Source organism: Nitrospirillum iridis (genome assembly GCF_014205765.1).
Taxonomy (GTDB): Bacteria; Pseudomonadota; Alphaproteobacteria; order Azospirillales; family Azospirillaceae; genus Nitrospirillum; species Nitrospirillum iridis.
Genome location: NZ_JACIIZ010000016.1, coordinates 73,569 through 99,025 on the forward strand (window position 1 = coordinate 73,569; position 25,457 = coordinate 99,025).

Consider the following 25,457-nt stretch of genomic DNA (forward strand, 5'->3'; position numbering starts at 1 on the left):
AATGAACCGGCGGGTTGTTTTGTATTGAGCGCTTTTATTTGGAGGAGCTTTACGCTCTTCCGCTTCAGCGGCGCTGGGCCCGGTGGAAGGGGATGGGGATGGGGCGGGCCGCGTTCTCTTCCTTGCGGCTGGCGGACATCTCGATCTCCATGCGGGCGATGACCTTGCGCAGTTCATGCAGCGCGTCGGTCAGGCCCTGCATGCCGCCCTCGGGGTTGGCCTTCCAGGCGGTATAGGCCTCGGCGCTGCGCTGGGCGGCGACGGTCATGCGCTGGTCCGCCGGTTCCGTCGGGGTCTCCGCCGCCTCCATGCGGGCGGCGTTGCGCTGCTGCTGGCGGTAGGGATACTCGGTACCCACGGGCCGATCGCCGAAGGGGCGGTCCAGCATCTGATCCATGCTTTCCGATTCGGCCTGACCATAGGGGGCACGGGGCGCCGGGGCCTGACGGTCGCCATAGGGGCGCTGCCCCTGGCTGACAGCCGGCGGCTGGCTGCGTTCCTGGGCGGCGTTGGCCACTGCGGCACCGGTCAGGGTGCGACGCTCGCCGCGCTGCGGCCGGTCACCGACCGGGCGGTCGCCAAAGCGGTCACTGCGGGGCTGCTCGCCCTCGGCGCGGTGCTCCCCCCGCTCCTGGCGGCCTTCACGGCCATCCTGGCCGCGCTGCGGCCGGTCGCCCCGGGCGGGACGATCACCGCCACGCGGGTGGCGGGCCTGTTGGACGGGCGCTGGCTGCGGGCTCGCCGGTTGCGGGCTGGGCTGGGCCGCTTCCATGGCCATCGGCACCGGGGCCGCCTGGACCGAGGCCACCGGAGCCGGGGCGGGTGCTGAAGCCGGGGCGGGGGCCGGCGTCTCGGCCACGGCGGGCTGCTCCACCGGCTGTTCCAGTGGCAGGGCCGGGCTGGGCTGCGGGATGTCCGCCTTGGGGGCCCTGGCCGCCTTGGGCGCCACGGCGCCTTCGGCCGCCGGAGCGGGGGCCTCGCCACCTTCGGCCGCCGGGGCCGCAGTTTCGGCCTTGCGCACGATGTAGGAGATGGCGCTGGGCGTGCAATCGAACTCCCGGGCGATGGCCGACAGGGTGGCGCCGGCGCGATAGCGCTCCAGAATGGACGGCCAGGCCGACTGGGGAATGCGGCCCCGCCGCTTCGGGGCGTCGCCGTCGGCTTCCTTCTCGACGCCGTCCAGGGTCTGAATGTCGCTAGGCTGCCACAGGGGCTCTTGGGTCATGTCTGTCACACATCATTCAAAGGGCCGGCAGCCGAACGACGGGGGCTGACCCGGCGGTCACGGACGGGTGTATGGAAGGCCCGCCAGCCCTCACGGGTTGAAACCCGCTGAAGCGACGTTCCCGATGTCGCCGCCGCCTATACGGCGACCGGGCCACATCTTTAATAGGCGATATTCAAAATCCCGCAGTATTCAGGTATCTTTATAATATAAAGACCAAGAATACGTACGCCACACCAAACAGACTGCCGCCCGTAGGACGGTGGCGTGAGATTTATGAAAATCCGTTTGAACTGAAGTGCCGGGTCGCCGTCGCGAATGTCCGCCGGGGCTGGCCGTTGACACCCAAGTCCAGACCTTTATTTAAAAGAAAATCCCGGGACTGCAAGCGCTGATTCCATCGCCGCCACTATTTTTTAAAAAGCCCTTCCCCGACTCGCCCGATAGGGGCGTGGGGGCCGCCGCTGGGGAGCCTGGCGGGGCGTTTGCCCGGGGGGAAAGGCCGGTGGTTTCCTTCGGGTGGCGGGCGTGCCCGACTCCAGCGCCGGGTGCCCCTTATGGGGGCCGGGAACCGCTGGTATGCCGTGGGCATGGCCAAGCGACCCTCACAGCCCCGCCCCGCCCCGCCGCTGTCCGTCGCGTCGGGACGGCCGCCCCCATCCGCCAGCGCGGCAAGGGCGCCCCTGCGCGCCTGCCGGCCCGCGCGCCGGCATCGGCGCCCTTCACACCCAAGGCCCGCCTGCACATGGCGGCGGCCGGCCTGGTCATCGCCGGCGCGGCGCTGATCCTGCTGTCCCCGGCGTTGTGGGCGGCGATCGGGGCCGTGCTGCTGTTCCTGGCGGCGGCGGGCACCTTGGTGTGGGCCCGCCGGCAGGCGTGATCGTTCTTCAGGGGGGCGACGGCCAGAGCCAGGCGGCCCCGCGCACGCCGCTCGAATCACCATGGCGGGCGGGCCGGATGGGCGTGGTCACGTCCGGGGAAAAACACCACTCGGCCAGGCGTCGGGGAAGCGTGTCATAGAGATGCGCCATATTGGACAGGCCGCCGCCCAGCACGATGACGTCCGGGTCCAGCAGGTTGACCACGCCGGCGAGGCCCCGCGCCAACCGGTCGACATGCCGGTCCAGGGTGGCTTGCGCGGGGCCGTCGCCGGTCGCGGCCAAGGCGGCGACCTCCACCGCCGTCAATCGCTGTCCCGTCGCGCGGCGATGATCGTCCGCCAGGCCCGGCCCCGAGGCCCAGGTTTCCAGGCAACCCTGCCGTCCGCAATAGCAGGCGGGGCCCGGCCGTTCGTCCTGCGGCATCATCGGGCCGGGGCCGTGCGGCCAGGGCAGGGGGCTGTGACCCCATTCCCCGGCCGCGGCGTGGCGGCCGGTGACGATGCGGCCGTCGATGACCAGGCCGCCGCCACAGCCCGTGCCCAGGATGGCGGCGAAGACGGTGTGGCAGCCGGCGCCCGCACCATCGGCGGCCTCCGACAGGGCCAGGCAGTTGGCGTCGTTCTCCAGCCGGACGGGACGGCCCACCGCGTCCGCCAGATCCCGGTCCAGCGGATGCCCGATCAGCCAGGTGGAGTTGGCGTTCTTCACCAGCCCGGTGACCGGGGAGACGACACCGGGGATGCCGACGCCGACGCTGGCCGTTCCGGCGCCGCCCACGGCGTTGTCGAGCCAGCTCACCAGTCCGGCGACGGCGGCCAGGGTGGCGTGGTAATCGTCGCGCGGGGCGGGAATGCGGCGGCGGGCCAGTTCGGCGCCGTCCGCGCCCAGGACCAGTCCCTCGATCTTCGTGCCGCCCAGGTCGATGCCGATGCGGGCCATGTCCACCCCTTTCGCCCCCTCCTGGGGCCGGTATCCCTTTCGCGGGCCCGCCGGCCGCCGGCCGCGACTCGCCCTTATGGGCTAGATCGCGCCCCGACTCTTGCTCATGGTGGCCGCCCCGGTCTAAAAGTACAAGATGTGGTGGATGCGGGGGCCTGATCGCGGGCGTTCCTCCGGCCCTTGCGGGGCGGGGGATGTCTTCATGGGGATGTGCCGCGCCGCCGCCACGATGCTGACCGTCCTTCCAATGAAGATGGAACCCCGCGCCATGACGCGTGCCCGTTTGCTCGTCGCCCCGCTTCTGACCCTTGCCCTGGCTGTCGCGGCCGTGGGCGCCCCCGCTTTCGCCGCCGACAAGGCGACACCCGCGAAAAAGGCGGCCGCGTCCAAGAAGGCCGCCCCTGAAACCAAGGCGTCGAAGGCGCCCAAGGTGGCCGGCCCCTGCTATTCCCCGGCGGAGTTCGACGCCGAGCAGGCGATCCGCTTCCACACCCGCCTCATGGTCATCGGCCTGACCTGCCAGCAGCTGGGCGGCAACTACGAAGGCCTGTATGTGCGCTACAAGAAGTTCACGCTGACGCACCGCACGCAGATCATCGCCTGGGAAGACGCGCTGATCGCCCATTACCGCAAGACGGCCAAGGGCAACCCCAACCGCGCGCTGGACACGCTGCGCACCCATCTGGCCAATGAGATGTCGCAGCACATCGCCGCCGTTTCCACCGACGTCTATTGCGCCCAGCACGCGGCCAGCCTGGCGCAGGCGGAACTGATGAGCGACCCCGACGTGGTGAAGGCCATCAGCAACGACGCGGTGATCCGCGTGTCCGAACTGCCGCGCTGCGATTTGCCGATGCCGGTCATGGCCGCCGCCACCGCCACGGACCGCATCAGCGGCCCGGGGGCGGCCCCGGCGCCGGTCGTCGCCCCCACCGCCGCGGCTTCCAAGGAGACGGCGGGCGCCGCCAGCGGCGCCACGCACTAAGCAGTTTCCTTCAGATCGGGCCATACATGGCCCGGCCTGGAGAGGCCTGTCGACTCTATGCTGGCGGACAGACTCCCCTATAGCCGGCTGTGTTTAATCGGAACCACAGCCGGCTATAGGGTGCGATCGGTTCAGATCACCACGAAACAAAAGCCGAGATTTTTTCCGGCGATCCCGTGACAGGCGGAAGACCCCGAGGTCGCGGCTTCGCATCGTCGCGGCCAAATGTCGCTGGGGCCGGGCCTTCACATGTCATTCGCCGCAGGTGATACCGGCCCCCTGTCCAAAGGGGCGTGGGGCAGGCGTATATGCCGCCCGGGGGATGACGAAGGCGCGGGGGGCAAAATAACCCTATGCCCATTAGCGTGCTAGAAATCGTAAAGCTCGGGATTGTTTAATCCGCCGGCAAATCGGCACCTGCCCCTGGGGGCGCGCCCGATTAAAGGAGAGCGGGTTATGCCCAATAGAATAGCCCTGACCGGAGCCGCGGATATTTCGGCTATGGGCCAACGGCCTATTGAATTTCATGCCGGCGATCGCCTTGGCTCCCCCGCGCGGCGGCCGGCCTCGGCCCTGCCCGATCCCGCCGGGTATGTCATTGAAATCGACGAGGAGGCGGTGGGCCTGGTGACGGCTCATCCCGAGGGCATGGCGTTCCACGCCGTGGACATGCGGGCCCAAAGCCTGGATGGGCAAGTCTTCGTGGACATGGCGGCCGCCCGCGCCGCGGCGGAAATGGTTTTTTACGGCCGCTTGGCGCAGCAGGGCTAACTAAAGCCCTAGGACTGTGCAATAAGCGGTATGCGGATGGGGCGGTAGGTACTTTCCGAACTTGCAACCCTTGAAAATCCATGCCTCAGTTTAACCTCAATTCCATCGGATCAACGGCATGTCCTGACGGCCGAACGGCGTAGCTCACAAGGCTGGGTTGCTCCCCGTTCGGTGTTGAAGGATTGAATTAACTCAGGACGTTGTCTAACCCTGCCGTCAGGCGGGACAAGCAATAGCGCCACGTCCTGGCGCAAAGGGTAGTCTTAAATTCAACCGAGGGTTCCTTTCGGGGAGAAACCCCCTCGGCCAGAAGGAGGAGAAACGACGAATGAAACTCCGTCATTCATTACTGTGCGCGGTGTTCGCGCTCGGCCTGCCGGCCACCGCGCTGGCCCAGGTTGACGAGGGCTACTATGTTGGTGCGCAGGCCGGTGCGAACTGGGCCAACAAGACCGACCTGAAGGGTTCCACCTACACCGACAAGGCCGACTTCACCACGTCCCCGACCGGTCTGGTCGAGGGTGGTTACAAGTTCGGCAATGGCGTCCGCGTGGGCGCCGAGATCGGCTACGGTGGCAGCACCGTCGGCGACATCACCGGTGGCGGCCCCGGCCGTGCCGGCGGTGCCGGTGAGGTGACGGCCTTCACGTTCATGGCCAACACCTACTACGACTTCAAGGTCGACAGCCCGCTGCGCCCGTATGTCGGCGTCGGTGTCGGTTTCGGCCGGTACAAGTTCGATGGCGTGGGTGACGTGTTCACCCCGGGCAACGTGGTGGAAACCTCCACCACCGCCTTCACCTACCAGCTGTCGGCTGGCGTGGCCTACGCGCTGAGCCCGAACCTGGACTTCACCCTGGGCTACCGCTTCATGGGGACGCCGGAGACGACGTACGAGCCGTCGAACGCGCCGAAGTTCAAGGCCGCCTATCAGAGCCACTCGGTCCTGGTCGGCCTGCGCTACACCTTCGGTGCGCCGCAGGAGGCCCCGAAGCCGGCCCCGGCCGTGGCTCCGCCGGCTCCCCCGCCCCCGCCGCCCCCCCCGCCCCCGCCCCCGCCGCCGGCTCCGTCCATTTCGCGGAACTTCACGGTGTTCTTCGACTGGGACAAGACGGATCTGTCGGCTGACGCCAAGACGGTGTTGGACAACGCCGCCAAGGACGCCGGTACCGGCCACATCACGAAGATCAACGTGACGGGCTACACCGACCGCTCCGGCACGGACGCCTACAACCTGAAGCTCTCGATGCGCCGCGCCGAGGCTGTGAAGGTCTACCTGACGTCCAAGGGCGTCGCGGCCTCCATCGCCACCGACGGCAAGGGCGAGTCCGATCCGCTGGTCCCGACCGCGGACGGCGTGCGTGAGCCGTCCAACCGTCGCGCCGTCATCATTTTCCCCTGATCTGATCAGGGGACCGGTGGCCGGGCCCGGGGCGATCCCCCTGGTCCGGTTCATCGGCCCGATGATGTGGGCGCCATGCCGGATCCGCCTTCCGGCGGGTCTGCGGATGGTGGACAATAGGAAAGGGGCGCCACCCGGCCGGGCGGCGCCCCTTTCGTATCTTTGCCGCATCCACCCCGCGCCATCCCCCTCCCGCGATGGTGAGGGGGCGCGAAAGGCCGGTCGGTCAGGTCAGCGGGCCGATACCGCGCTGGATCGCCCAGACGGCCGCCTGGGTGCGGTTCTGCGCGCCGATTTTGCGCATGACGTTCTTGAAGTGCATCTTCACCGTGGACTCGGTGATTTCCAACCGGCGGGCGATGGATTTGTTGGATTGGCCGGCCAGCAGACAGCCCAGGATCTGGATCTCGCGCCGCGACAGGTCGGCGGTCGCCGCCACCAGGTCGGCGGGCGAGGGGCCTTGCGGCTGCTGCGCCTGCGCCACCAGCGCGGCGGCCCGGGGCGGGAACACGGCGTCGCCGGCCAGGATCAGTTCCAGCGCGTCGCGCAGGGTGGCGACCCCGGAGGATTTGGACAGGTGGCCGTCCATGCCGGCGAACAGGCTGGCCTTCAGGACCGAGTCGCTGGTGTCGGAGGTCAGCACCGCGATCTTGGCCTGGGGGGCCGCCGCGCGCAGCCGCCGCAGTTCGCTGGCCACTCTGGGCGGGTCTATGCCCCAAGGATCGACCATGACCAAATCAGGTGCCGGGATGTCCCGCAGCACCTTCAGGGCCTCCTCCACCGAGGGTAAGGGCGGTAACAGCTGGAAGGCATCTTCCCCCAGCAATGTACCCAGCGCCGCCCCGAACAACTGATCCTGGTCGATCAGAAGAACGCTGCGGCCCGTCATTGCCATTTTCCCCACCGTGATTGTGGTCTCCCCCACCGGAGACTGTTTATTAAAAATTTTACTAACATTGTCGCGGATACTCATGAAATGTCGACGCTAACCTGTTAACGGCTTATTCGCCCTAGAGGCAGGTAATAGATCGCCAGTTCTATTGCGACAATCCTATGGGAAAGTGACCCGGAACGCTATGTTTCTGTTGCGGCATGTCTGAAAACGGGTCACAGTCTGTCACATCGTGAGGTGGATCGTTTGGCCACCTGGGGAAATTATCAGCCGCTGGTGGGGTTACCACGGCGGAAATGGGGTTCCTGGGGGAAAATGGTTAGGCGTGCCCCATTTTGGCCGTGTTCTCATGACTAGAATGGCGGAGATGTCGCTAAGCCAGTCGGGGTCACGCGTTCATCGTGAAAGTCGGGGCCAGCGGCCAAAGGCACTGGAACCGGATGGCGATCAGTAGAGGGCCGTCACTGGCCCGATGCCGGATGAAGCGTTTTGGATGGCCTGGGCCGGAAGTGGCCGGACTCAAACGTGGGGTTTCAGATGATGAGCATGACCGCGCGTTTTCCCGGGACTGTCAGCAGTCTAGCCGAGGATGGTTTGGAAAACGGAATTGCCGGTGTGGGCGCTTCGCCCCGCCATCGTACGTTTCTTGTCGTGGATGGCCAGGCGCTCGTGCGCCGCGGCGCCGCCCTGATGCTGACCACCCAGTTCCCGGGTGCGTCGGCTTTGGAGGCAGGTTCCGTGGAAGAGGCGCTGGGGCAGGCCATGTCCGCTCCAGGGATAGACCTCGTCCTGCTGGATCTGGACAGCCTTTCCGGCAGCCGGGTGGAGGCCATTGCCCAGTTGACCTCCGCCTTGGGTGCCGTGCCCGTGGTGGTCGTGTCCGCGGTCCAGGATGGAGATGAGGTTATTTCCGCCATCCGGGCCGGTGCGCGTGCCTATGTGCTGAAGACCGGCCCGACGGAGGTGCTGGAGCGCACCTTGACGCTGATCCTGTCGGGTGAGAATTACGTGGCCATGCCGCGTCAGGCGCTGACCGCCGCCCTGGCGGGTGTCCGTGGCGCTTCCGGTCCGGCCATGGGCCAGGTCCCGGCTAGCCGGGAGGCGGGTCTGGCGGATCGCCTGACGGAACGGCAGCAGGACATTTTCCGCCTGATCCTGGCCGGCTGCTCCAACAAGGAAATCGCCCGCGAACTGGGCGTGCTGGAAGGCACGGTCAAGGTCCATGTCCGGGCCGTGATGCAGAAACTGGGCGCGAAGAACCGCACGCAGGTGGCCGTTGCCGCCGCCCGCAGCGGCTTCGGCACCATGGCTTTCATGGCCGGTACGCTGACCAACTAAGCGGCGGCCGCGTTGTCCCTCACGGGATTGGGGAATTAGGATACAGCGCAGGGGCCCTTTGGGCCCCTGTTGCCGTTTTTGGGCACGCCCGGTGCCCCGGGATCCTGCGCCGCCAGATGGCGACGCTTGGCGTTTGACCGACCCTCAATCGAACCGGGTCAATCAAACCCGGTCAATCGAATAGGGCGTCGATGTCCGCCTGGGAAATGGTGTGGCCGCCATCCTTGACGGGGCCGTGCAACTCCAGTCCCTCGTCGTGCTTGTGGATGGACGGGGGCAGGGGCATGGTCTCGAATTCCTTGGTGTTCCACACCGACATCATCGCCTCGACCCGCTCCTCGATGAAGCTCAAGGCCTGCACCACCTTGGTGATCCGCTGACCGGTGAGATCCTGGAAGTTGCACGCCTCGAATATACGCAGGGTGACCTCGTTCAGGTCCTTGAGGCGGGAGTTCTGATAGCCTTCGGGCAACTGGGCGCGGACCTCGTTGACAATGTCGTCGATCTCTTCCGCCGCCTGGATGATGCTGTTGGTGGCAACCTCGGTGGAGGCGACGACGGCGGTCAACTGCTGGCTGGCCTCCATGAAGGTGTCGTCCTTGGCCAACGGGTGGCGCAGGGCGGCCATTTCCAGCTTGGTCGCCTTGATGCGGCCGGCGATGTCGGCGATTTCCACATGGATCGCTTCGATCTGACTGTGGTCGGTGCTGAGGAAGCGGTCCAGCTTATGGCCCAGGTGATTGATGGCTTCCAGCACCTCGGACGCGTCCAGGCGAATCTCTTGCGCCGGGGTCACCGGGGTCAGGCTGGCGGGTGACAGCGACGATGACAGCGACAGCGCGTCCATGGTTCCGGACTGGTCCTGCGCCCGCCGTTGCCGCTGAATTTCCGCCATGAAAGGCCGCTGACCGTTCTGCGCCATCCGTTCAATCCTCTTTGCCCGTCACACCCGCTGCTGTCGCTCCCGGCCTGACCTAACCTAAAGATTATGCTCTTAGGGAATACGTTCGCCGGCGACCCATTCAACATGGGCGATACCTTGGGTGAAGCCAAGGGCCTCATGCAGGGCGGGCAACATTTGCCCCAAAGTTTCATCCAGTTGCCAGGGCGGGTTCACCAGGATCATGCCGGATCCGTTCAGGCGGTCGACCCGGCCATCGTCGTTCCAGGTCAATTCCGCGGCCAGGATCTTCGGTATGCCGCTGTCTTCCAGCCGCTGGTGCAGGCGCCAGCCGACGGCCCGGTCCTTGATGGGGTACCACAGGGCGTAGATTCCGGTGGGCCAGCGACTGTGGGCCAGCGCCAAGCCGGCGACCAGCCGGTCGAAATCGTCCGCCGCCTCGAACGGCGGATCGATCAGCACCAGGCCCCGTTTCTCCTTGGGCGGCAGGTGGGCCTTCAGGGCGGTCCAGCCGTCCATGTGATGAACGGCCACCTGCCGGTCGCCCCGGAACACGCCCTTCAGGGTCTGCGCGTCCTCTGGATGCAGTTCGGCCAGGATCAGGCGGTCGTCGTCGCGCAGGAAGGCGCGCGTCAGGCAGGGGGAGCCGGGATAGGAGGTGATCGGCCCCTTGATCGGCCCCAGCGGCTCGCCGCCGCTCGTGCGGACCGCGTTGAGATAGGGGGCCAGCGCTTCGGCGGCGGCGGGGGGCAGCCGGCCGGCCTCGGCCGCCTGCAGCAGGCGCTGGATGCCCAGTGCCGCTTCGCCCGTGCGGACGGCTTCGTCCGCGCCCAGGTCATAGCGGCCAATGCCGGCATGGGTGTCCAGCACGGCGAAGGGGGCGGTCTTGGCGGTCAGGCGGGTCAGCAGCAGCGCCAGGATGGCGTGCTTCATGACGTCGGCCGGGTTGCCGGCATGGAAAGCGTGACGGTAGTTCATGGGCGCGGAGCATGCCGCAAAGGCCCGTCAGCGGCAATCGCTGTAGGTCGCCCAAAAGCGAAAGGCCGCCCGGCGGGGCGGCCCTTCAGCGAAATCCCGGATGTTTGGAAGCGATCAGCCCACCGGAACCGTGGCGCTCTGATAGACGCGGCGGGTGCGCGGCGTCACGGCCGTGCTTTCGTCATCGTTGCAGCCGTTGCCGTCGATCAGCGACGCGTTGACGGAATTGAGGCTGACCAGGTTGCTGCGCACCTTGCAGGCATAGGCATGGGCGGTCTTGCCGCTGCCACCGTTGTAGCGGGCGACGGCGGCGGCCCAGCTGCCGGCGGTGGCGCGCAGGCGGGCCAGCATGCGGGCCGCGTACTGGACGTTTTCCTTGGGGTCGACGATCTTTTCCACCGGGCGGAACGCGGCCTTGTGGTCCGACAGCGACAGCTGCATGCAGCCGACGGTGGCGTCCTGGCGCAGGTTGCCCTTGGGATCGCGCAGATACTTGGCGGCGGCGTTGGGGGTGGAGGCGAAGTGCACGGTGCCCTTCACGTTCACGGCGTAGGCTTCGGAGGAAATCGACTGGCCGCTTTCCACCAGGGCCACGGCCAGCAGCAGACCGGAGGGGACGCCCGCTTCCTTCTCGGCCTGCAGGATATGATCCAGGCAAGCGGCGTGGGCGGGGGCGGCGGCCATCAGGCCAAGGCCGACCAGCAGGCCGGCGACCGTGTTCTTGATGAGGCGGGTGGCGGAGTGGATGCCGTTCTTCGACGCGGATTCTGACTCCCGGCCTAGAAGGGCGTCGCTGTGGCGGCGCGCGATCTGCATGAGAGTCCTCCATCATCGTCACTGGCATCGACGACCCCGCGTCGCGATGTCCATTTGGCGTCGTTGTGCTGGTTCCCCAGGCACAATCCCCGCTCGCGGGCGGGGTAGTCCTTCAGGCCACCGATACTTCAGTGCGGTGACCGCTCCCTAACCGAATGGGCCAAGCTGCCGTTGCGAGGTGTCCGTAAGGCCTATATCCATGCAACGACCGCATACCAATTGCAGACAAAACGCAGCGGGTCAACAAAAAATATGACCGGACTGTGGCAGGACTGCCACGCCGCGCCCTCGTCAGCGGGGGCACCTTGCCTCATGCGGCCCCGGATTCCAAGCCTTTAGCGTGCGTCATGTTGCCCACGTATGAACTGTGAGGGGACTACAAATAGCGCGACGGGGCGGGTTGCCCCCCAGGGGTGGACGGGCGATAACGGGGCCGCGACCCTCCCTCCCTGGAACCGAATCCCCACCATGCCGTCCGACCCTTCCCCCGACTGCGCGTTGCTGATGACCCGGGCCTATGACGCCCTGGCGGCCGGCGAGGAGGCGGCGGCGGGCGTCGCCCTGGCCGCCGCCGTGGCCGGCTGGCCGCACATGGCGGAGGCGCGCGGCGCGTTCGGCGCATTACTGCGTCGGCAGGGCCGGCCGGCGGAGGCCGCCGATCAATTCGCCGCCGCCGCCACGGCCGAGCCGGACCGGGCGGCCTGGACGCTGGACCAGGCCGCCTGTCTGCTGGAGACGGGCGATGTCGGCGGTGCCTGGGCCCTGGTTTCCGTCGTGCTGGCGCGGCGGGCGGACGATGCCGCCGCCCAGCGTCTGGCGGCGCGGCTGCAGCTGCTGCGGGGGGACAGGGAGGCGGCCTTGGCCCACGCGCGCGAAGCGTCCTTCCTGGCGCCCCACGATTTGGAGGGGGCCGCGGCGGTGGGACAGGTGCTGGTGGAGGCCGGTGATCCGCTCGGTGCTGTCCAGATGCTGGAGCCGCTGCTGGCCCATGCCCACCCGGCGGACCCCGCCCTGGCGCCGGCCCTGGTGCTGCAGGGCCGGGCCTGGGCCGCTTTGGCGGAAGGGGACAGGGCGGCGCGGTGCTGGCGCCGGGCGCTTGAGGCCGATCCTGATGATGTCGGCGGGGCCGCCCGCCTGCTGGCGGCGCTGGAGGCGGCCACCGCCACCGGGGCGGGCGACGACCTGACGCCCACCTACGTCAAGGCGCTGTTCGACCGCTATGCCGATCGTTTTGATGCCGATCTGACCGGCAAGCTGCGGTACCAAGCGCCGCAGCTGCTGCGCCAGGCGCTGGAGGCGCTGGGCGTGGGGACCGGCCTGGACATTCTGGACATCGGCTGCGGCACCGGCCTGGGGGGCGTGGAGGTCAAGCCGCTGGCCCGCCATCTGGCGGGCGTCGACCTGTCCCCCCGCATGGTGGAGCACGCCCGCGCCCGGGGGCTGTACGACCGCCTGTGGGATGCCGACCTGATGGGCGCGCTGGCGGAGGCGGAGGGCGCCTGGGATTTGGTGCTGGCGGCCGACGTCCTGGTCTACCTTGGCGACCTGGCGCCTGTCTTCCAGGCGGTGGCGCTGGCGCTGAGGCCCGGCGGGCTGTTCGCCGCCACGGTGGAGCGCTGGACCGGCGAGGGCGCCTACGCGCTCCGTGAAAGCCGCCGCTACGCCCACGCCCAGCCCCATCTTCTGGCGGCGGCCGCGGCGGCGGGCGTCACGGTGGCTCACCTAGCGCCGGCGGCCCCCCGCTGGGAGAAGGGCCGCCCGGTGGACGGATTGCTGTTCATCCTCAGGAAAGGCTGACGCCCTTACATCAGCCAGGTCAGCAGCAGCGGCACCAGCAGCGCGGTGATCAGGCCGTTCAGCGCCATGGCGATGCCGGCGAAGCTGCCGGCCAGCGGGCTCATGGTATAGGAGATGGCGGTGCCGACGCCGTGGGCGGCCATGCCCATGGACAGGCCCTTGGCCCGGTCGTCGCCGATTTTCAGCCAGCGCAGCAGCAGCGGCCCGAAGATGGCGCCCAGCATGCCCGTCACCATGACCATGGCGGCCGTCAGCGACGGGATGCCGCCGATGCGCTCGGAAATGCCCATGGCGATGGGGGTGGTGACCGACTTGGGCGCCAGCGACAGCACCGTCTGCCTGTCGGCGCCCAGGGTGTTGGCGATGAACACCGCCGCCACCACCGCCGTGGCCGATCCCGCTAGCATGGCGATGGCCAGGGGCAGGGCGCCCCGCCGCACGTCGGCGCGGTGACGCCATAGGGGCACCGCCAGCGCCACGGTGGCCGGCCCCAGCAGGAAATGGATGAACTGGGCGCCATTGAAATAGGTGGCGTAGGGCGTGTCGGTCGCCAGCAACAGGGTGACGAGGCACAGTGTCGCCAGTGCCACCGGGTTGGCGAAGGGGTTGCGGTGGGTGCGGGTGTATATCCACAGGCCCGCCAGATAGGCCACCAGCGTGGCGCCCAGCCACAGCAGCGGGCTGGCCGACAGATAGACCCAGATGTCGCCCAGCCCCTTTTCCATGAGTCCCTTGCCCATCACGCCGGCCCCCCGCCCTTGTCCGCCGCCCCGCCGGCGCCGGTATCGGTATCGAAAGGATCGTGCCCGGCGCTTTCGGCCGCCGGCCCCGCCGCCTTGGCGCCGAAGCGTCGGTCGGCCCATAGGAAGGCATAGGCGGTGACGATGATGGTCAGCACGGAACTGCCGAACAGCGCCAGCACGATGGCCGGCCCCTGCGTCAGGAAGCGCTGGCCATGCTGGACGATGCCCACGGCGGCCGGCACGAACAGCAGCGACAGGTTGCTGAGGATGCCGTCGGCCGTGCCGGCCATTTCCTTGCCGGGGCCGCCGCGCAGCGCGAACCAGCCGACCAGCAACAGGAGGCCCAGGACGGGACCAGGCACCGGCAGGTGCAGCCCGTGCACCACGATTTCCCCGATAAGCTGGCAGACCACCAGCAGGGCAAGGGCGCCGACCATAGCGAACTCCGGCATGTGAGACGGTCTTCGGCTTGAAACCAAAGGCGCCTGACGCGGTGGGTTTGGTGGATGGGGGTTGTTGAGGCGCAGGCTGACCCGATTATGCCACCGGGGTCAACGGGCGCGCGGCGCGGGGGTGGCCTGTCCCTCCCGCATCCGGGGCTCCGGTCAGAGGGCGTCGTCGTCGGTATCGGGAACGGCCGGTGTGGGACGGGCTCCCTGCGCCGTGAGGTCCAGGCCGCCGGCGCCCCCGGTGGCACCCAGGCGCGCCTCCAGCCATTGCCCTTCCGTCGCCAGCGCGGGCAATGCGCGGACCGGGGCGTCCCCGTTACCGGACGGCTCGGTGCCGGATGGCTGGGCGCCGGGCCGCAGCATCACCCCCTCGACCCCGCTTTCGCGCCGGAAGCGGGCCAGGGCGGGCGTCACGGTGTCGATGGGCGCGCCGCCGCCGGGCCGCAGGCGCGCCAGATGGGCGCGCCAGCCGGTCATGGCGCCACTGGCCCCCCCTGCCAGCACCAGGGTCGCGCGGCAGCCGCGCAGCCGGTCCAGCCGTCCGGCCAAGGTCGCGGGGGCGGTCGCGGGATCGGTGGCGGCATCGAGCGCCAGCACGCCCAGGCGGTTCAGCGTCAGGCCCTGCACCAGGTCGCCGGGGCCGGCCCAGGCATTCTCCGCCACCTCGTTCGGCCCCAGGCCCATCGCCAGCAGGCGGTGCAGGGCGCGGGCCGCCGTGGCCTTGGCCGGCCCGGTCCAGGCGGCCAGATGGGGCACGCTGGCCATCAGGGCGCGGCGTTCCGCCTGGGCGGGGCCGGCCAGCGTGCCGTCCGGTGCCAGGCCGTGGGGGACCAGGCCGCTGACGGCGAACAGATGGAAGGGTTGGACCCGGTGGCGGGACAGGAGCGCCGACCAGGGTGAGGGGCCGGGCGGGGCGTCGCCGGCGGCGTCGGCCAGGACCAGGCGGGGCGGCACCGCCATGCCCGGCACGGCGAAGGACCAGGGCGTGCCCAGGTCCAGGAAGCCGTAGTCGGCCCGGCCGTCCTGCGCGCCCCGGGGGACGGCGAAGTCATAGCGCCAGGCGATTCCCTCGCCCTGGGGCAGGGCCCCCAGCCAGCGCGGCGGGACCGGCAGGCCCACCCCGGTCACCGACAGGTCCGGCGGCTCGACCTCACCGCCGGACGCGTGCCGGGGCGTGACGATGACGGCACTGATGCGCCAGCGGTCGCCCTGGCTGCCCCGGGCCAGCAGCAGGGGGCCCAGCAGCAGGGCCGGCTGGGCCGGCCGTTGGTGGGAGGAGGGCCGGTGGGAGGAGGGGCGCTGCGAGGAGGGCCGGCGGGAGGAGGGGGCGCGCGTCATGGCGGCGGACCATGGACGAGGGGGGCGCACCGGCGCAAGGGGCAAGGGCGCGCTCTATATCTTATGCAGTCTCCAACAGGGCCATGACCCGCTGGTACAGGGACCGGCGGGCCAACGCGTCCTCCAGCCGGTCCAGGGCGGCGGTGACCGCCTCCGCCTCGGCGTCCAGTTCCAGGGCCGCCGCTTCCAGCGCCCGCCACAGCGGGCGCAGGCGCGCCACCAGGGCATCGCCCGCCGGTGTCAGGGCCAGGCGCCGGCGCCGCGCGTCCGCCGGATCGGCCGCGCTGTGCGCCAGCCCGGCCTTTTCCAGCGATGTCCGGGTTTGGCTGACCGAGACGTGGGTGATGCGCAGCCGCGCCGCCAATTCCCCCACCGTCAGCGGGCCGTTCAGGGCCAACTGGTTCAGCACCCCGAACCAACGCTGTTCGAAGGCGATGCCCAGGGCGCCATAGGTGCGGGTGGCGTCGCCGTCGATGGTTTCTGACAGGCGGCGCAGCCGGGCGCCCAGGGCCGCCCCACCCAGGCGGCGGGAATAATCCTCCGGCATCGCGGTGTGATCGGCTGACGTCACGTCCATAAGTCCTCTTGACATATATGTAGGTACCTACGGATTATGGACTAACGAGGATCGGACGTCCAGGAATTAGGCCAGGGGTATGTTATGGAATTGACGCGTCGTCATGTGATCGCCGCTGGCGCGGGGGCCCTGTTGGCCCATGCGGCTCCGGCTGGCGCCGCCACCGCCCTGGGCCGGGATATCCACCAGGTGTTGGCGCGGGCTGGCATCCCCGGGGCGGCGGTGGGCTATGCCCGCGATGGCCAGGTGCGGTTCGTGTTGGCGCACGGCCACGCCGATCTCGCCACCCGCCGGCCGGTCACGGCTGATACGGTGTTCCCCATCGCCTCCATCACCAAGACGGTGACGGCGGCGGCCATCCTGCGGCTGGCGGGGCAGGGGGCCGTGCGGCTGGACGATCCGGTGGCGCCCTATCTGGATTTCCCCCTGGTCAACCCGCACCAGTCGGACACGGCCATCACCTTCCGCCACCTGCTGACCCACACCTCCGGCATTTCGGATGAGAAATACTACGCGGTGGGTGGGTTTCTGCGCCGGGGCGGCGACACGCCGATGGCGTTGCGCGACATGTTGGTGGGCTATCTGGTGCCGGGCGGTGCCTACTATGATGCGGATGGCTGCTACGCCGCGGCCGCGCCCGGCGGCGTCTGGGACTATTGCAATGTCGGCTTCGGCCTGCTGGGCTACTTGGCCGGCCGCATCGGCGGCTTCGACGCGCGCATGGCGGTGCGCCAGTTCCTGATGGCTCCGCTGGGCATGCGCCACAGCTATTGGACCCTGGCGGAGGCGCCGGCCGCCCTCGCCGCCACGCCTTACGATTGGGTGGAGGGCGGGCCCCGGCCCGTTGCCACCATGGGTTTCCCCGATTGGGGGGCGGGGATGCTGCAATCCTCCGTCGCTGATTTCACCCGCTACGTCGGGGCTTGCGCCAACGACGGGGTGGTGGACGGCGTGCGCATCCTGCCGGCGGGGACGATGGCCCGGATGCTGACGCGCCAGCCGGCTCCCAACCTGCCCACCTGGCTGACGGGCCAGGGCTTGGGCTGGATGGCGGGGCCCCTGGACGGTGCCGACCGGTGGGAACATTGGGGCGGGGCGGAGGGCATCTTCACCGTGGCGTATCTGGATCCGGATCGGCGCCAGGGCGTCACCATATTGACCAATGCCACCGCCACCGATGTCACCAAGGTGGCGGTGAAGCAGGTCGCGGCGCGTCTGCTGCGGGACGGCGTGTAAGGGCCGCCCTTCAATGGCTTGCCAAACGCCCCCGCGTCTGGCGCCACGCTGCGTTGCGTTGCGGCATTCACGCGAACCTTGGCTTTTGCGTCTCATCCCCGTATGGTCCGCCTTGCCTGAGTGGCCGAGGGGCCCCCTGGCGCATGATACCGTTTGTCTTCGGCGTCCAAGTCGAAGATTAGGTCTGCGCCGCTTCCATAGCCCCGCTTCTTTCGGGGTTGTGTCTGCCGGATGGGTCCGGCTTTCCACACGTTCCGACGTCGCGCCGCTCTTTCGTTGGCTGATGCCGCTCGCCGCTTGTTCGGCCGGGGCGCGTGTCGGCTTGTCTGTTCGCGTGCCATTCCCGGGCGGGAAGGGCGCGGCGCTATTTTATACCGTGAAGGAAAGTCCCTTGGATTTGCCCGTTTCCGCTGAAAACGAAGTCATCGAAACCGAAATCCTCGCCGAGGTTGCCGCCGTCGTTGATGATGGCCGCACCAGCTTCGCCGACCTTGGCCTCGCCTCCGCCCTGATCAAGGCGCTGGAAGAGGTCGGCTACGAATACCCCACCCCCATTCAGGAGCAGGCCATTCCGGTCGCCCTGGAAGGCCGCGACCTGATCGCGTCCGCCAACACCGGCACCGGCAAGACCGCCGCCTTCGTGCTGCCGGCCCTGCACCGCATGGCGACCACGCCGCGGCCGCTGAGCGCCGAGGGCCTGCAGACCTTCGGGCCCCGCCTGCTGGTGCTGACCCCCACCCGCGAGCTGGCGACCCAGGTGATGGAGGCCGTCCGCGCCTATTCCAAATACAGCCGCGTCCACACCCTGGCCATCCTGGGCGGCATGCCCTACCGCCAGCAGCTGGAAATGCTGCGCCGCCGGGTCGACCTGGTGGTGGCCACCCCCGGCCGCCTGATCGACCATCTGGAGCGTGGCCGCCTGGACCTGTCCACCGTCGAGATGCTGGTGCTGGACGAGGCCGACCGCATGCTGGACATGGGCTTCCTGGAGCCCGTGGAGATGATCGCCAACGCCTGCCCGGCCAACCGGCAGACCCTGCTGTTCACCGCTACGGTGGACAAGGCCATGGTGCGCCTGGCCGGCAACCTGCTGAAGAACCCGCAGCGCATTGACGTCGCCGGCGGCAGCGTCAACGTCAGCGCCATCGAACAGCGTTTCCTGCGGGCCGATGGCCTGGAGCACAAGGAAAAGCTGCTGGCCCACCTGGTGTCCGACCCGACCCTGAACAAGGGCATCGTCTTCGCCGCCACCAAGCGCGACGCCGATCGTCTGGCCGAAAGCCTGTCGGAGGCCGGCTACGCCGCCGCGCCGCTGCATGGCGACATGCGCCAGCAGGAGCGTAACCGCACGGTCCAGGCCCTGCGCTCCGGCCGCGTCCGTCTGCTGGTGGCCACCGATGTGGCCGCCCGCGGCATCGACGTGCCGGACGTGACCCATGTCATCAACTTCGACCTGCCGCGCCAGGCCGAGGACTATGTGCACCGCATCGGCCGCACCGGTCGCGCCGGCAACACCGGCAACGCCTACAGCCTGTACACGCGGCATGAATGGGGCCTGGTGCGTGGCATCGAGGGCTACACCCAGACCCGCGCCGTGGAACACGTCATCCCCGGCCTGGAGCCGCGTGAGATGCCCAAGCGTCCGGCCGGCGGCCCCGGCGGCGCGCCGGGTGGCCGTCCGCGCAAGCCGGGCTTCGGCGGTCCGGGCGGCGGCTACAAGCCGGGTGGTTTCAAGCACGGCGCCGGCAAGCCCGACGGTTTCCGCGCTGACGGCCCCCGGGGTGAAGGCCCGCGTGGCGACGCCCCCCGTGGCGAGCGCAGCGAGGGCGGCTTCAAGAAGTTCGGTGGCCCCCGCGCCGATGGTCCGCATCGCCAGGACCGTCCGGCCCGCGCGCCCGCCGGCCATGGTGGTGGCTTCCATCCGCTGGACGGCGCCAAGCCGGCCCGTGACGGGGCCCGCACCCACAGCGGTCCGCGCCCCGCGCGGGTCCAGGGTGAAGGCGGGACGGGGGGCTTGCGCCGCCCGCGTTCTTCCGCCAATTAATTCCCGCGTCTGATCACGGGGCCACCTTCGCGGGTGGCCCCGTTTTCGCCTTCAAGCCTTACAGCCAAGTTCCAGGTTCCATGAGCGCGCTCCCCCAGGAAGTTCATAACCGTCGGACGTTCGCGATCATCGCCCACCCCGACGCCGGCAAGACCACGCTGACGGAAAAGCTGCTGCTGTTCGGCGGGGCCATCCAGATGGCCGGTGCGGTGAAGGCGCGTGGCGAGCAGCGGCGCGCCCGGTCGGACTGGATGAAGGTGGAGCGGGAACGCGGCATCTCCGTCACCGCCTCGGTGATGAACTTCGACTATGCCGACCGCACCTTCAACCTGGTGGACACGCCAGGCCACGAGGACTTCTCGGAAGACACCTACCGCACGCTGACGGCCGTCGACAGCGCGGTCATGGTCATCGACGCCGCCAAGGGCATCGAGGCGCAGACCCGCAAGTTGTTCGAGGTCTGCCGCCTGCGCAACGTGCCCATCATCACCTTCATCAACAAGATGGACCGCGAGGCCCGCGACCCCTTCGACCTGATGGACGAGGTGGAGCGCGACCTGCAGCTGGAGGTCACCCCCGGCTCCTGGCCCATTGGTTCCGGCCCGGATTTCCGCGGCTGCTACGACCTGATCCGCGACCGGCTGGTGCTGCTGGACCGCCGCCAAGGCGACGTCGCCAGCGAGGGTATCCAGTGCGATGGCCTGGACGATCCCAAGCTGGACCAGCTGCTGCCCGCCGACCAGGTGGCCAAGCTGCGCGAGGACGTGGCCATGGTGCGGGAACTGTGCCCGCCCTTCGACCTGGAAACCTACCGCGAAGGCCACCAGACCCCGGTGTTCTTCGGCAGCGCCATCAATAATTTCGGCGTGCGCGAGCTGTTGCTGAGCCTGGCGGCCTATGCGCCATCGCCCCGGCCGCAGCACGCCGACACCCGCACGGTGCAGCCGGAGGAAGCCAAGGTCACGGGCTTCGTCTTCAAGGTCCAGGCCAACATGGACCCCAACCACCGCGACCGCATCGCCTTCTTCCGCCTCTGCTCCGGCCATTTCCGCCGGGGCGTGAAGCTGAAGCACATGCGCTCGGGCAAGCTGTTGGCGGTGAACAACGCCGTGCTGTTCCTGGCCCGCGACCGGGAACTGGCGGAGGACGCCTACCCCGGCGACATCATCGGCATCCCCAACCACGGCACGCTGCGCATTGGCGACACGCTGACCGAGGGGGAGGAGCTGCGCTACACCGGCGTGCCCAGCTTCGCGCCCGAACTGCTGCAGCGGGTGAAGCTGGACGACCCCATGAAGATGAAGCACCTGCGCAAGGCGCTGGAGCACTTCGCGGAGGAAGGCGCCAGCCAGGTGTTCAAGCCGCTGATCGGTGCCGACTGGGTGGTGGGGGTCGTCGGACCCCTGCAGTTCGAGGTGCTGGCCGCCCGCATCGACGCCGAATACGACATCAAGGCCAAGTTCGAATCCTGCGGCTACGATTCGGCCCGCTGGATCGAGTGCGACGACCCGGTGGTGCTGAAATCCTTCCTGGACAGCAACCGCTCGGCCCTGGCCGAGGATCATGATGGCGCCTTGGTCTACCTGGCGCGCAACGGCTGGCAGCTGAACCGCGCACAGGTGGATTACCCCAAGATCCGCTTCCAAAAGACGCGGGAACAGAACCGCGCCGTCACCACCTCCGCCCTGGGCTGAGGCGAAGCCATTATCCGGAAAGGACGAAATGGCGCATCGGCCGGATGGCGCGGTGACATGGTCGGGGGCCGGGCGGTATCATCCGCAGCGGAACGGTACTGTCGGAAGGCGTTGAGATGGCGGGTGCTTCCCGTTCAAACGGTCGCGGCTTCGGCCTGACGCGTCGCGGTCTGGTCGGTGGTCTGGCGTTGGCGCCCTGGCTGACGGCCGGCTTGACCGGCGTGGCCGGGGCCGTGGCCAGTCGTCCCGGCCCCATCCGGCCGGGACGGTCGGTGGTGGTCATCGGGGCGGGCTTGGCCGGCCTGGCGGCGGCGCGGGCGCTGCGCACCGCCGGGGCCGAGGTGACGATCCTGGAGGCCCGTCCCCGTCTGGGCGGCCGGGCCTGGACCGAATCCAAGCCGTTCGGCTTTCCCTATGACATCGGCTGCGCCTCGCTGGAAGCGACGGAGGACAATCCGCTGCGCCGGCTGCTGGATGAGCACGGCATGGAAACCGTGCCGGACGACGGCGCCGACGATCTGCTGTTCTTCGACGCGAAGGAGGCCGACGCCAGCACGGCCAGTGCCGCCGGTGACGCCATCGACCGGCTGGAACGGGCGGTGAAGGACGCCGGCCGCGGCCAGGTCGACCGCTCGGCCGCCGAACTGCTGCCCGATCTGGGGCCCCTGGGGCAATTGGCGGTGGGACTGGTGGGGCCGCTGGATTTCGGTGTGGAGCTCAAGGACCTTTCCAGCCTGGACGCCGCCCGCCGCCCGGACGCGGAGGCGGCGCTGTGGTTCCCGCGCGGCATCGGCACGGCGGTGGCGTCGCTGGCCAAGGAAATGGCGCGCGACGTCAAGATCACCCTGTCCTGCCCCGTCAGCCGCATCGACTGGTCGGGTGCCGGTGTGCGCGTCACCACGCCCAAGGGCGTGGTCAGCGCCGACGCCGCCATCATCACCGTGCCGATCGCCGTGCTGGCCGCCGGCGGTGTCGCCTTCGATCCGCCCCTGCCGGACACCGTGCGCGCGGCCTTCGATGGTTTGGCCACCGGCTTGGTCAACCGCATCGCGCTGGGCTACAAGCCCGACAGCCTGGACTGCGATCCCTTCACCGCCCTGGACCAGGTGCGGGGCGACGGCCGGGTGCTGGATTTGTGCCTGCGCCCCTTCGGCCGGGACCTGGCCTTCGCCACCGTCGGCGGCGACCTGGCTCGCCAGTTGGAACAGGCCAAGGACCACGAGGCGGTGGACCTGGTGCGCGACGCGGTGGCTGACGTCTTCGGCTCGCTGACCCGCCGGCAGGTCACCGCCTGGCACGTCAGCCGCTGGGGCGCCGATCCCTATTCCCTGGGCTCGATGACCGCGGCCAAGCCCGGCCATGCCGAGGCGCGGCGGGTGCTGGCGGAGCCGGTGGGCGACCGGCTGTGCTTCGCCGGCGAGGCCTGTTCGCTGAACTGGCCCGGCTGGCTGCCGGGGGCGTATGAGACGGGCGTGGCCGCCGCCGCCCGGGTGCTGACCCTGCCATCCTGACCCTGGACCGTTCGGCGGCGGGCCGTTTCATCGCTTTTGCGAAACGATAAAGATTAGATCGGTCCCCGGATGGGGCGGTGCCCGCCGATTTTGTTGAAAGGAAGGGTTAACGTCTTCATGATTATATGAGCCTGCCCCGGATCGGGGCGGGACTGTGGGCCTTACCCGAACGAATGTTCCCAGGCGGATGTTTTGGGGATGGACGTTCGAACCGGGCCCGGTTGGCAAGCGTTGCGGGGTAGCATGACGGCCATCGAGACGGATGGTGGGGGCGAGCAGGAACTGCCGCGAAAGAAGTTCAGCGGCAAGAAGATCGTCATGTTCGTGGTGGTGCCGCTGCTGCTCATCGCGCTCATCGCCGGCGGCCTGATCTTCAGTGGCCTGCTGGATGGCCTGCTGGGCAAGAAGAAGGCGGAGGAGGTGGAGGAAAAACCCGCCGCCGCGGAGGAGGCGTACGACCCGAAGGCGCCCCCGGTGTTCTTCCCCTTGGGCGAGTTGTTGATCAACCTGCAGACCAACGAGCGGCGGCCGGCCTTCCTCAAGCTGAAGATCCAGCTGGAAATCTACAAGGAGGAGGACAAGGCCAAGCTGACCCTGGCGACGCCGCGCATTGTCGACACCTTCCAGACCTATCTGCGCGAACTGCGCCTGGACGATCTGAAGGGCTCGGCCGGCATCTACCGCCTGCGCGAGGAATTGCTGCAGCGGGTGAACGCGGCTGCCGCGCCGGTGCGGGTGAGGGACGTGTTGTTTGAGGAAATTCTGGTACAATCCCAGTGACATGCGTCGTGTCGTCCGGACGGTGGACGCGACGTTGGCTGCGGTGGGAGTCGGGTGTGCGCTGGCATGGATATTGCCGCCGCGATAATCGTAGAATGGCCTGGTACGTGCATGCGTCTGAACCATCGGTCCCCCTGGGGGTTTAGGGGGAATCGGTCCCCCGCATGCGACGAGATTTGGACGCTGGAGCGCTGACCGATGCCGGATCCGCAGGAGCTGAGTGAAGAGGAACGCATGGCCGCCGAATGGGCGGCCTTGGCGGACGAGGGCGCCGGCGACAGCGGTTTCGGCGACATGGGCGGCGGGGCGACCCGCGTCCTGAACCAGGACGAAATCGACAGCCTGCTGGGCTTCGACAAGGATGGCGCCGGCGACGGCGACAATTCCGGCATCATGGCGCTGGTCAACTCGGCGCTGGTGAACTACGAACGCCTGCCCATGCTGGAGGTGGTCTTCGACCGCCTGGTCCGCATGATGTCGACCTCCCTGCGCAACTTCACCTCCGACAACGTGGAAGTCAGCCTGGACCAGATCTCCTCGGTCCGCTTCGGCGACTATCTGAACTCCATTCCGCTGCCCGCCATGCTGGCCGTCTGCAAGGCGGAGGAGTGGGACAATTATGGCCTGATGGTCATCGATTCGGCGCTGATCTATTCCATCGTCGACGTGCTGCTGGGCGGCCGGCGCGGCACGGCGGCCATGCGCATCGAGGGCCGGCCCTACACCACCATCGAGCGCAACCTGGTGGAGCGCATGGTGCACGTGGTGCTGTCCGACCTGTCGGCGGCCTTCGACCCGCTGTCGCCCGTCACCTTCCGTTTCGACCGGCTGGAAACCAACCCGCGTTTCGCCACCATCGCCCGCCAGGCCAACGCCGCCGTGCTGGTCAAGCTGCGCATTGATATGGAGGATCGCGGCGGCCGGCTGGAACTGCTGATCCCCTACGCCACCCTGGAACCCGTGCGCGAACTGCTGCTGCAGATGTTCATGGGTGAAAAGTTTGGCCGGGACAGCATCTGGGAAACCCACTTGGCCAGCGAGCTGTGGATGACCGATGTGCATCTGTCGGCGGTGCTGGATGAGATCACGCTGTCGCTCTACGACGTGCTGAACTGGAAGGTTGGGTCGCGCGTGCTGTTGAACGTGGCGCCCGACGACACCATCGAGCTGCGCTGTGGCGACGTGCCCATGTTCCTGGGCCGCATGGGGCGCAAGGGCGGCAACATCGCCGTCCGCATCGACCGTGAGGCGCCCAAGCCGGAGAGCGCGCCGACATGAGCCTGACCATCCTGCTTTCCCTGGCATTGGACGTGGTGGTGGGCGGCCTGCTGGTCGCCACCATCATTTACGCCTTGCGCCTGAACCGCCAGATCGCCCAGCTGCGTGACAGCCGGGGGGAGATGGAATCCCTGGTGCGGGAGTTCAGCGAGGCCACCGCCCAGGCCGACGCCGGCGTGAAGGGCATGCGCAAGGCCGCCGCCGAATCCGGCGAGGCGTTGCAGTACCTGATCGGTCGCGCCGACAAGATGCGGGAAGAGCTGGATCAGATCGTGCAGGCGGCCGACGCCTTGGCCGGCCGGCTGGAGTCCGCCGCCGGTCGCGCCCGCGCCAACGGCGCCGAGACGCCGCGCGATACCCGGCCCGAACCCCGTGAGATCCCCCGCGCCGAAGCCTTGCGCGGCAGCGCCGCTGGTGCCGGTCATCGGCCCGAACCGGCGCGCACCGGCGCCATACGCCCCGATCCGCGGCCCATGCCGGCTCGGCTGGAAGGGGAAAGGGGGGGGCCAGACCGGTCCGCCACCGAGCGTCCGGTAGCCGAGCGCCAGATGGTGGACCGCCAGGCGGTCGAGCGTATGGCGGCTGAGTATTTCAATGGGGAGCGCGGGGGGGAGCGCGGGCCGGAACGGGCCCCCCGGCCGGACCGCGCGCCGGATCGTTTTGGCGCCGATGCGGGGTTGGATGACGGCCGTCCCGCGCCCCGCGCCGTGCCCGCCCGCCTGCCGGCACCCGGCGGCGGGGCCCCTGTGGGCGGCGACGCGCCGACCGGGGCGCAGCCGGAAGCCCGCTCGCGCGCCGAGCGTGAACTGCTGCAGGCCTTGGAGAATATGCGTCAATGACGGCCGAGCCCACGCTTCCCCGGCAGGGCCGGCCCGCCGCGGC

The 25,457-nt window shown here is 68.9% G+C and carries 23 protein-coding genes; 13 read left to right on the top strand and 10 right to left on the bottom strand.

Going from position 1 to position 25,457, the window contains the following annotated elements; translation table 11 throughout:
• Positions 1–64: 64 nt before the first annotated feature.
• The gene (locus FHS74_RS24000) at positions 65–1,225 is read right to left on the bottom strand and encodes a hypothetical protein (protein ID WP_184806428.1); all 1,161 of its coding nucleotides are present in this window, start codon (positions 1,223–1,225) and stop codon (positions 65–67) included.
• A 505-nt stretch (positions 1,226–1,730) separates the two neighbouring features.
• Here FHS74_RS24000 and FHS74_RS24005 point away from each other — a divergent pair.
• On the top strand, positions 1,731–2,105 hold the full coding sequence (locus FHS74_RS24005; RefSeq protein WP_184806430.1) for a hypothetical protein: 375 nt from the start codon (positions 1,731–1,733) through the stop codon (positions 2,103–2,105).
• Positions 2,106–2,112: 7 nt separating this feature from the next.
• Here the strand turns inward: FHS74_RS24005 and FHS74_RS24010 are convergent, their stop codons facing one another.
• A complete protein-coding gene (locus FHS74_RS24010; protein ID WP_184806432.1) occupies positions 2,113–3,045 on the bottom strand; it encodes an ROK family protein in 933 nt (310 codons plus the stop codon).
• A 268-nt stretch (positions 3,046–3,313) separates the two neighbouring features.
• Here FHS74_RS24010 and FHS74_RS24015 point away from each other — a divergent pair, with 268 nt between their 5' ends.
• The 3 genes from FHS74_RS24015 to FHS74_RS24025 all read left to right on the top strand — a co-directional run bounded on the left by FHS74_RS24015 (position 3,314) and on the right by FHS74_RS24025 (position 6,203).
• A complete protein-coding gene (locus FHS74_RS24015; protein ID WP_184806434.1) occupies positions 3,314–4,030 on the top strand; it encodes a hypothetical protein in 717 nt (238 codons plus the stop codon).
• A 501-nt stretch (positions 4,031–4,531) separates the two neighbouring features.
• Complete coding sequence (locus FHS74_RS24020; protein ID WP_184806436.1) at positions 4,532–4,801, top strand: hypothetical protein; 270 nt, start codon at positions 4,532–4,534, stop codon at positions 4,799–4,801.
• A gap of 328 nt (positions 4,802–5,129) precedes the next feature.
• Positions 5,130–6,203 carry an outer membrane beta-barrel protein gene (locus FHS74_RS24025; protein ID WP_184806438.1) on the top strand — a complete coding sequence of 358 codons (1,074 nt, stop codon included), beginning with the start codon at positions 5,130–5,132 and terminating at the stop codon, positions 6,201–6,203.
• Between the two features lie 226 nt (positions 6,204–6,429).
• Here the strand turns inward: FHS74_RS24025 and FHS74_RS24030 are convergent, their stop codons facing one another.
• Entirely contained in the window at positions 6,430–7,092 is a 663-nt protein-coding gene (locus tag FHS74_RS24030; protein ID WP_184806440.1) for a LuxR C-terminal-related transcriptional regulator, read from the bottom strand.
• A 618-nt stretch (positions 7,093–7,710) separates the two neighbouring features.
• On the opposite strand from FHS74_RS24030, the gene FHS74_RS24035 reads away from it, so the two are divergent.
• Positions 7,711–8,433 (top strand): LuxR C-terminal-related transcriptional regulator, encoded by a 723-nt coding sequence (locus FHS74_RS24035; RefSeq protein ID WP_343067021.1) that lies wholly within the window; start codon positions 7,711–7,713, stop codon positions 8,431–8,433.
• A gap of 172 nt (positions 8,434–8,605) precedes the next feature.
• On the opposite strand, the gene FHS74_RS24040 is transcribed toward FHS74_RS24035, so the two are convergent.
• From FHS74_RS24040 to FHS74_RS24050, 3 genes are all read right to left on the bottom strand, one after another.
• A complete protein-coding gene (locus tag FHS74_RS24040; protein WP_184806444.1) occupies positions 8,606–9,355 on the bottom strand; it encodes a protein phosphatase CheZ in 750 nt (249 codons plus the stop codon).
• 72 nt (positions 9,356–9,427) lie between these two features.
• The gene (locus tag FHS74_RS24045; RefSeq protein ID WP_184806446.1) at positions 9,428–10,312 is read right to left on the bottom strand and encodes a 23S rRNA (adenine(2030)-N(6))-methyltransferase RlmJ; all 885 of its coding nucleotides are present in this window, start codon (positions 10,310–10,312) and stop codon (positions 9,428–9,430) included.
• 114 nt (positions 10,313–10,426) lie between these two features.
• Entirely contained in the window at positions 10,427–11,128 is a 702-nt protein-coding gene (locus FHS74_RS24050; RefSeq protein ID WP_184806455.1) for a transglycosylase SLT domain-containing protein, read from the bottom strand.
• 468 nt (positions 11,129–11,596) lie between these two features.
• Here FHS74_RS24050 and FHS74_RS24055 point away from each other — a divergent pair, with 468 nt between their 5' ends.
• Entirely contained in the window at positions 11,597–12,925 is a 1,329-nt protein-coding gene (locus FHS74_RS24055) for a methyltransferase (protein ID WP_184806457.1), read from the top strand.
• Between the two features lie 5 nt (positions 12,926–12,930).
• Here the strand turns inward: FHS74_RS24055 and FHS74_RS24060 are convergent, their stop codons facing one another.
• The 4 genes from FHS74_RS24060 to FHS74_RS24075 form a co-directional block, all read right to left on the bottom strand.
• Positions 12,931–13,665, bottom strand: a complete 735-nt coding sequence (locus FHS74_RS24060; RefSeq protein WP_246463330.1) for an LrgB family protein — start codon at positions 13,663–13,665, stop codon at positions 12,931–12,933.
• Complete coding sequence (locus FHS74_RS24065; protein WP_211106520.1) at positions 13,665–14,120, bottom strand: CidA/LrgA family protein; 456 nt, start codon at positions 14,118–14,120, stop codon at positions 13,665–13,667. The genes FHS74_RS24060 and FHS74_RS24065 overlap by 1 nt, the downstream gene beginning before the upstream one ends.
• A gap of 153 nt (positions 14,121–14,273) precedes the next feature.
• The gene (locus FHS74_RS24070; protein ID WP_184806459.1) at positions 14,274–15,455 is read right to left on the bottom strand and encodes a hypothetical protein; all 1,182 of its coding nucleotides are present in this window, start codon (positions 15,453–15,455) and stop codon (positions 14,274–14,276) included.
• 61 nt (positions 15,456–15,516) lie between these two features.
• The gene (locus tag FHS74_RS24075; RefSeq protein ID WP_211106521.1) at positions 15,517–16,026 is read right to left on the bottom strand and encodes a MarR family transcriptional regulator; all 510 of its coding nucleotides are present in this window, start codon (positions 16,024–16,026) and stop codon (positions 15,517–15,519) included.
• Between the two features lie 90 nt (positions 16,027–16,116).
• Here FHS74_RS24075 and FHS74_RS24080 point away from each other — a divergent pair, with 90 nt between their 5' ends.
• From FHS74_RS24080 to FHS74_RS24110, 7 genes are all read left to right on the top strand, one after another.
• On the top strand, positions 16,117–17,268 hold the full coding sequence (locus FHS74_RS24080; RefSeq protein ID WP_184806461.1) for a serine hydrolase domain-containing protein: 1,152 nt from the start codon (positions 16,117–16,119) through the stop codon (positions 17,266–17,268).
• 391 nt (positions 17,269–17,659) lie between these two features.
• On the top strand, positions 17,660–19,312 hold the full coding sequence (locus FHS74_RS24085; RefSeq protein ID WP_246463331.1) for a DEAD/DEAH box helicase: 1,653 nt from the start codon (positions 17,660–17,662) through the stop codon (positions 19,310–19,312).
• A gap of 80 nt (positions 19,313–19,392) precedes the next feature.
• Positions 19,393–21,006 carry a peptide chain release factor 3 gene (locus FHS74_RS24090; protein WP_184806465.1) on the top strand — a complete coding sequence of 538 codons (1,614 nt, stop codon included), beginning with the start codon at positions 19,393–19,395 and terminating at the stop codon, positions 21,004–21,006.
• A 116-nt stretch (positions 21,007–21,122) separates the two neighbouring features.
• The gene (locus FHS74_RS24095; protein ID WP_184806467.1) at positions 21,123–22,517 is read left to right on the top strand and encodes a flavin monoamine oxidase family protein; all 1,395 of its coding nucleotides are present in this window, start codon (positions 21,123–21,125) and stop codon (positions 22,515–22,517) included.
• 198 nt (positions 22,518–22,715) lie between these two features.
• Complete coding sequence (locus FHS74_RS24100) at positions 22,716–23,297, top strand: flagellar basal body-associated FliL family protein (RefSeq protein ID WP_343067023.1); 582 nt, start codon at positions 22,716–22,718, stop codon at positions 23,295–23,297.
• Between the two features lie 198 nt (positions 23,298–23,495).
• The gene (fliM, locus tag FHS74_RS24105; protein WP_184806469.1) at positions 23,496–24,575 is read left to right on the top strand and encodes a flagellar motor switch protein FliM; all 1,080 of its coding nucleotides are present in this window, start codon (positions 23,496–23,498) and stop codon (positions 24,573–24,575) included.
• Positions 24,572–25,414, top strand: coding sequence for a DUF6468 domain-containing protein (locus tag FHS74_RS24110; RefSeq protein ID WP_184806471.1), 843 nt, complete (start codon positions 24,572–24,574; stop codon positions 25,412–25,414). The genes fliM and FHS74_RS24110 overlap by 4 nt, the downstream gene beginning before the upstream one ends.
• The last annotated feature ends 43 nt before the right edge of the window (positions 25,415–25,457 follow it).

Excerpts from the sequence above, each read along its gene's own strand:
- FHS74_RS24000 (WP_184806428.1), bottom strand. The coding sequence starts at position 1,225 with ATGACCCAAGAGCCCCTGTGGCAGCCTAGCGACATTCAGACCCTGGAC.
- FHS74_RS24010 (WP_184806432.1), bottom strand. The coding sequence starts at position 3,045 with ATGGCCCGCATCGGCATCGACCTGGGCGGCACGAAGATCGAGGGACTG.
- FHS74_RS24015 (WP_184806434.1), top strand. The coding sequence starts at position 3,314 with ATGACGCGTGCCCGTTTGCTCGTCGCCCCGCTTCTGACCCTTGCCCTG.
- FHS74_RS24020 (WP_184806436.1), top strand. The coding sequence starts at position 4,532 with ATGGGCCAACGGCCTATTGAATTTCATGCCGGCGATCGCCTTGGCTCC.
- FHS74_RS24025 (WP_184806438.1), top strand. The coding sequence starts at position 5,130 with ATGAAACTCCGTCATTCATTACTGTGCGCGGTGTTCGCGCTCGGCCTG.
- FHS74_RS24030 (WP_184806440.1), bottom strand. The coding sequence starts at position 7,092 with ATGACGGGCCGCAGCGTTCTTCTGATCGACCAGGATCAGTTGTTCGGG.
- FHS74_RS24040 (WP_184806444.1), bottom strand. The coding sequence starts at position 9,355 with ATGGCGCAGAACGGTCAGCGGCCTTTCATGGCGGAAATTCAGCGGCAA.
- FHS74_RS24045 (WP_184806446.1), bottom strand. The coding sequence starts at position 10,312 with ATGAACTACCGTCACGCTTTCCATGCCGGCAACCCGGCCGACGTCATG.
- FHS74_RS24050 (WP_184806455.1), bottom strand. The coding sequence starts at position 11,128 with ATGCAGATCGCGCGCCGCCACAGCGACGCCCTTCTAGGCCGGGAGTCA.
- FHS74_RS24055 (WP_184806457.1), top strand. The coding sequence starts at position 11,597 with ATGCCGTCCGACCCTTCCCCCGACTGCGCGTTGCTGATGACCCGGGCC.
- FHS74_RS24060 (WP_246463330.1), bottom strand. The coding sequence starts at position 13,665 with ATGGGCAAGGGACTCATGGAAAAGGGGCTGGGCGACATCTGGGTCTAT.
- FHS74_RS24065 (WP_211106520.1), bottom strand. The coding sequence starts at position 14,120 with ATGCCGGAGTTCGCTATGGTCGGCGCCCTTGCCCTGCTGGTGGTCTGC.
- FHS74_RS24070 (WP_184806459.1), bottom strand. The coding sequence starts at position 15,455 with ATGACGCGCGCCCCCTCCTCCCGCCGGCCCTCCTCGCAGCGCCCCTCC.
- FHS74_RS24080 (WP_184806461.1), top strand. The coding sequence starts at position 16,117 with ATGGAATTGACGCGTCGTCATGTGATCGCCGCTGGCGCGGGGGCCCTG.
- FHS74_RS24090 (WP_184806465.1), top strand. The coding sequence starts at position 19,393 with ATGAGCGCGCTCCCCCAGGAAGTTCATAACCGTCGGACGTTCGCGATC.
- FHS74_RS24095 (WP_184806467.1), top strand. The coding sequence starts at position 21,123 with ATGGCGGGTGCTTCCCGTTCAAACGGTCGCGGCTTCGGCCTGACGCGT.
- FHS74_RS24100 (WP_343067023.1), top strand. The coding sequence starts at position 22,716 with ATGGACGTTCGAACCGGGCCCGGTTGGCAAGCGTTGCGGGGTAGCATG.
- fliM (WP_184806469.1), top strand. The coding sequence starts at position 23,496 with ATGCCGGATCCGCAGGAGCTGAGTGAAGAGGAACGCATGGCCGCCGAA.
- FHS74_RS24110 (WP_184806471.1), top strand. The coding sequence starts at position 24,572 with ATGAGCCTGACCATCCTGCTTTCCCTGGCATTGGACGTGGTGGTGGGC.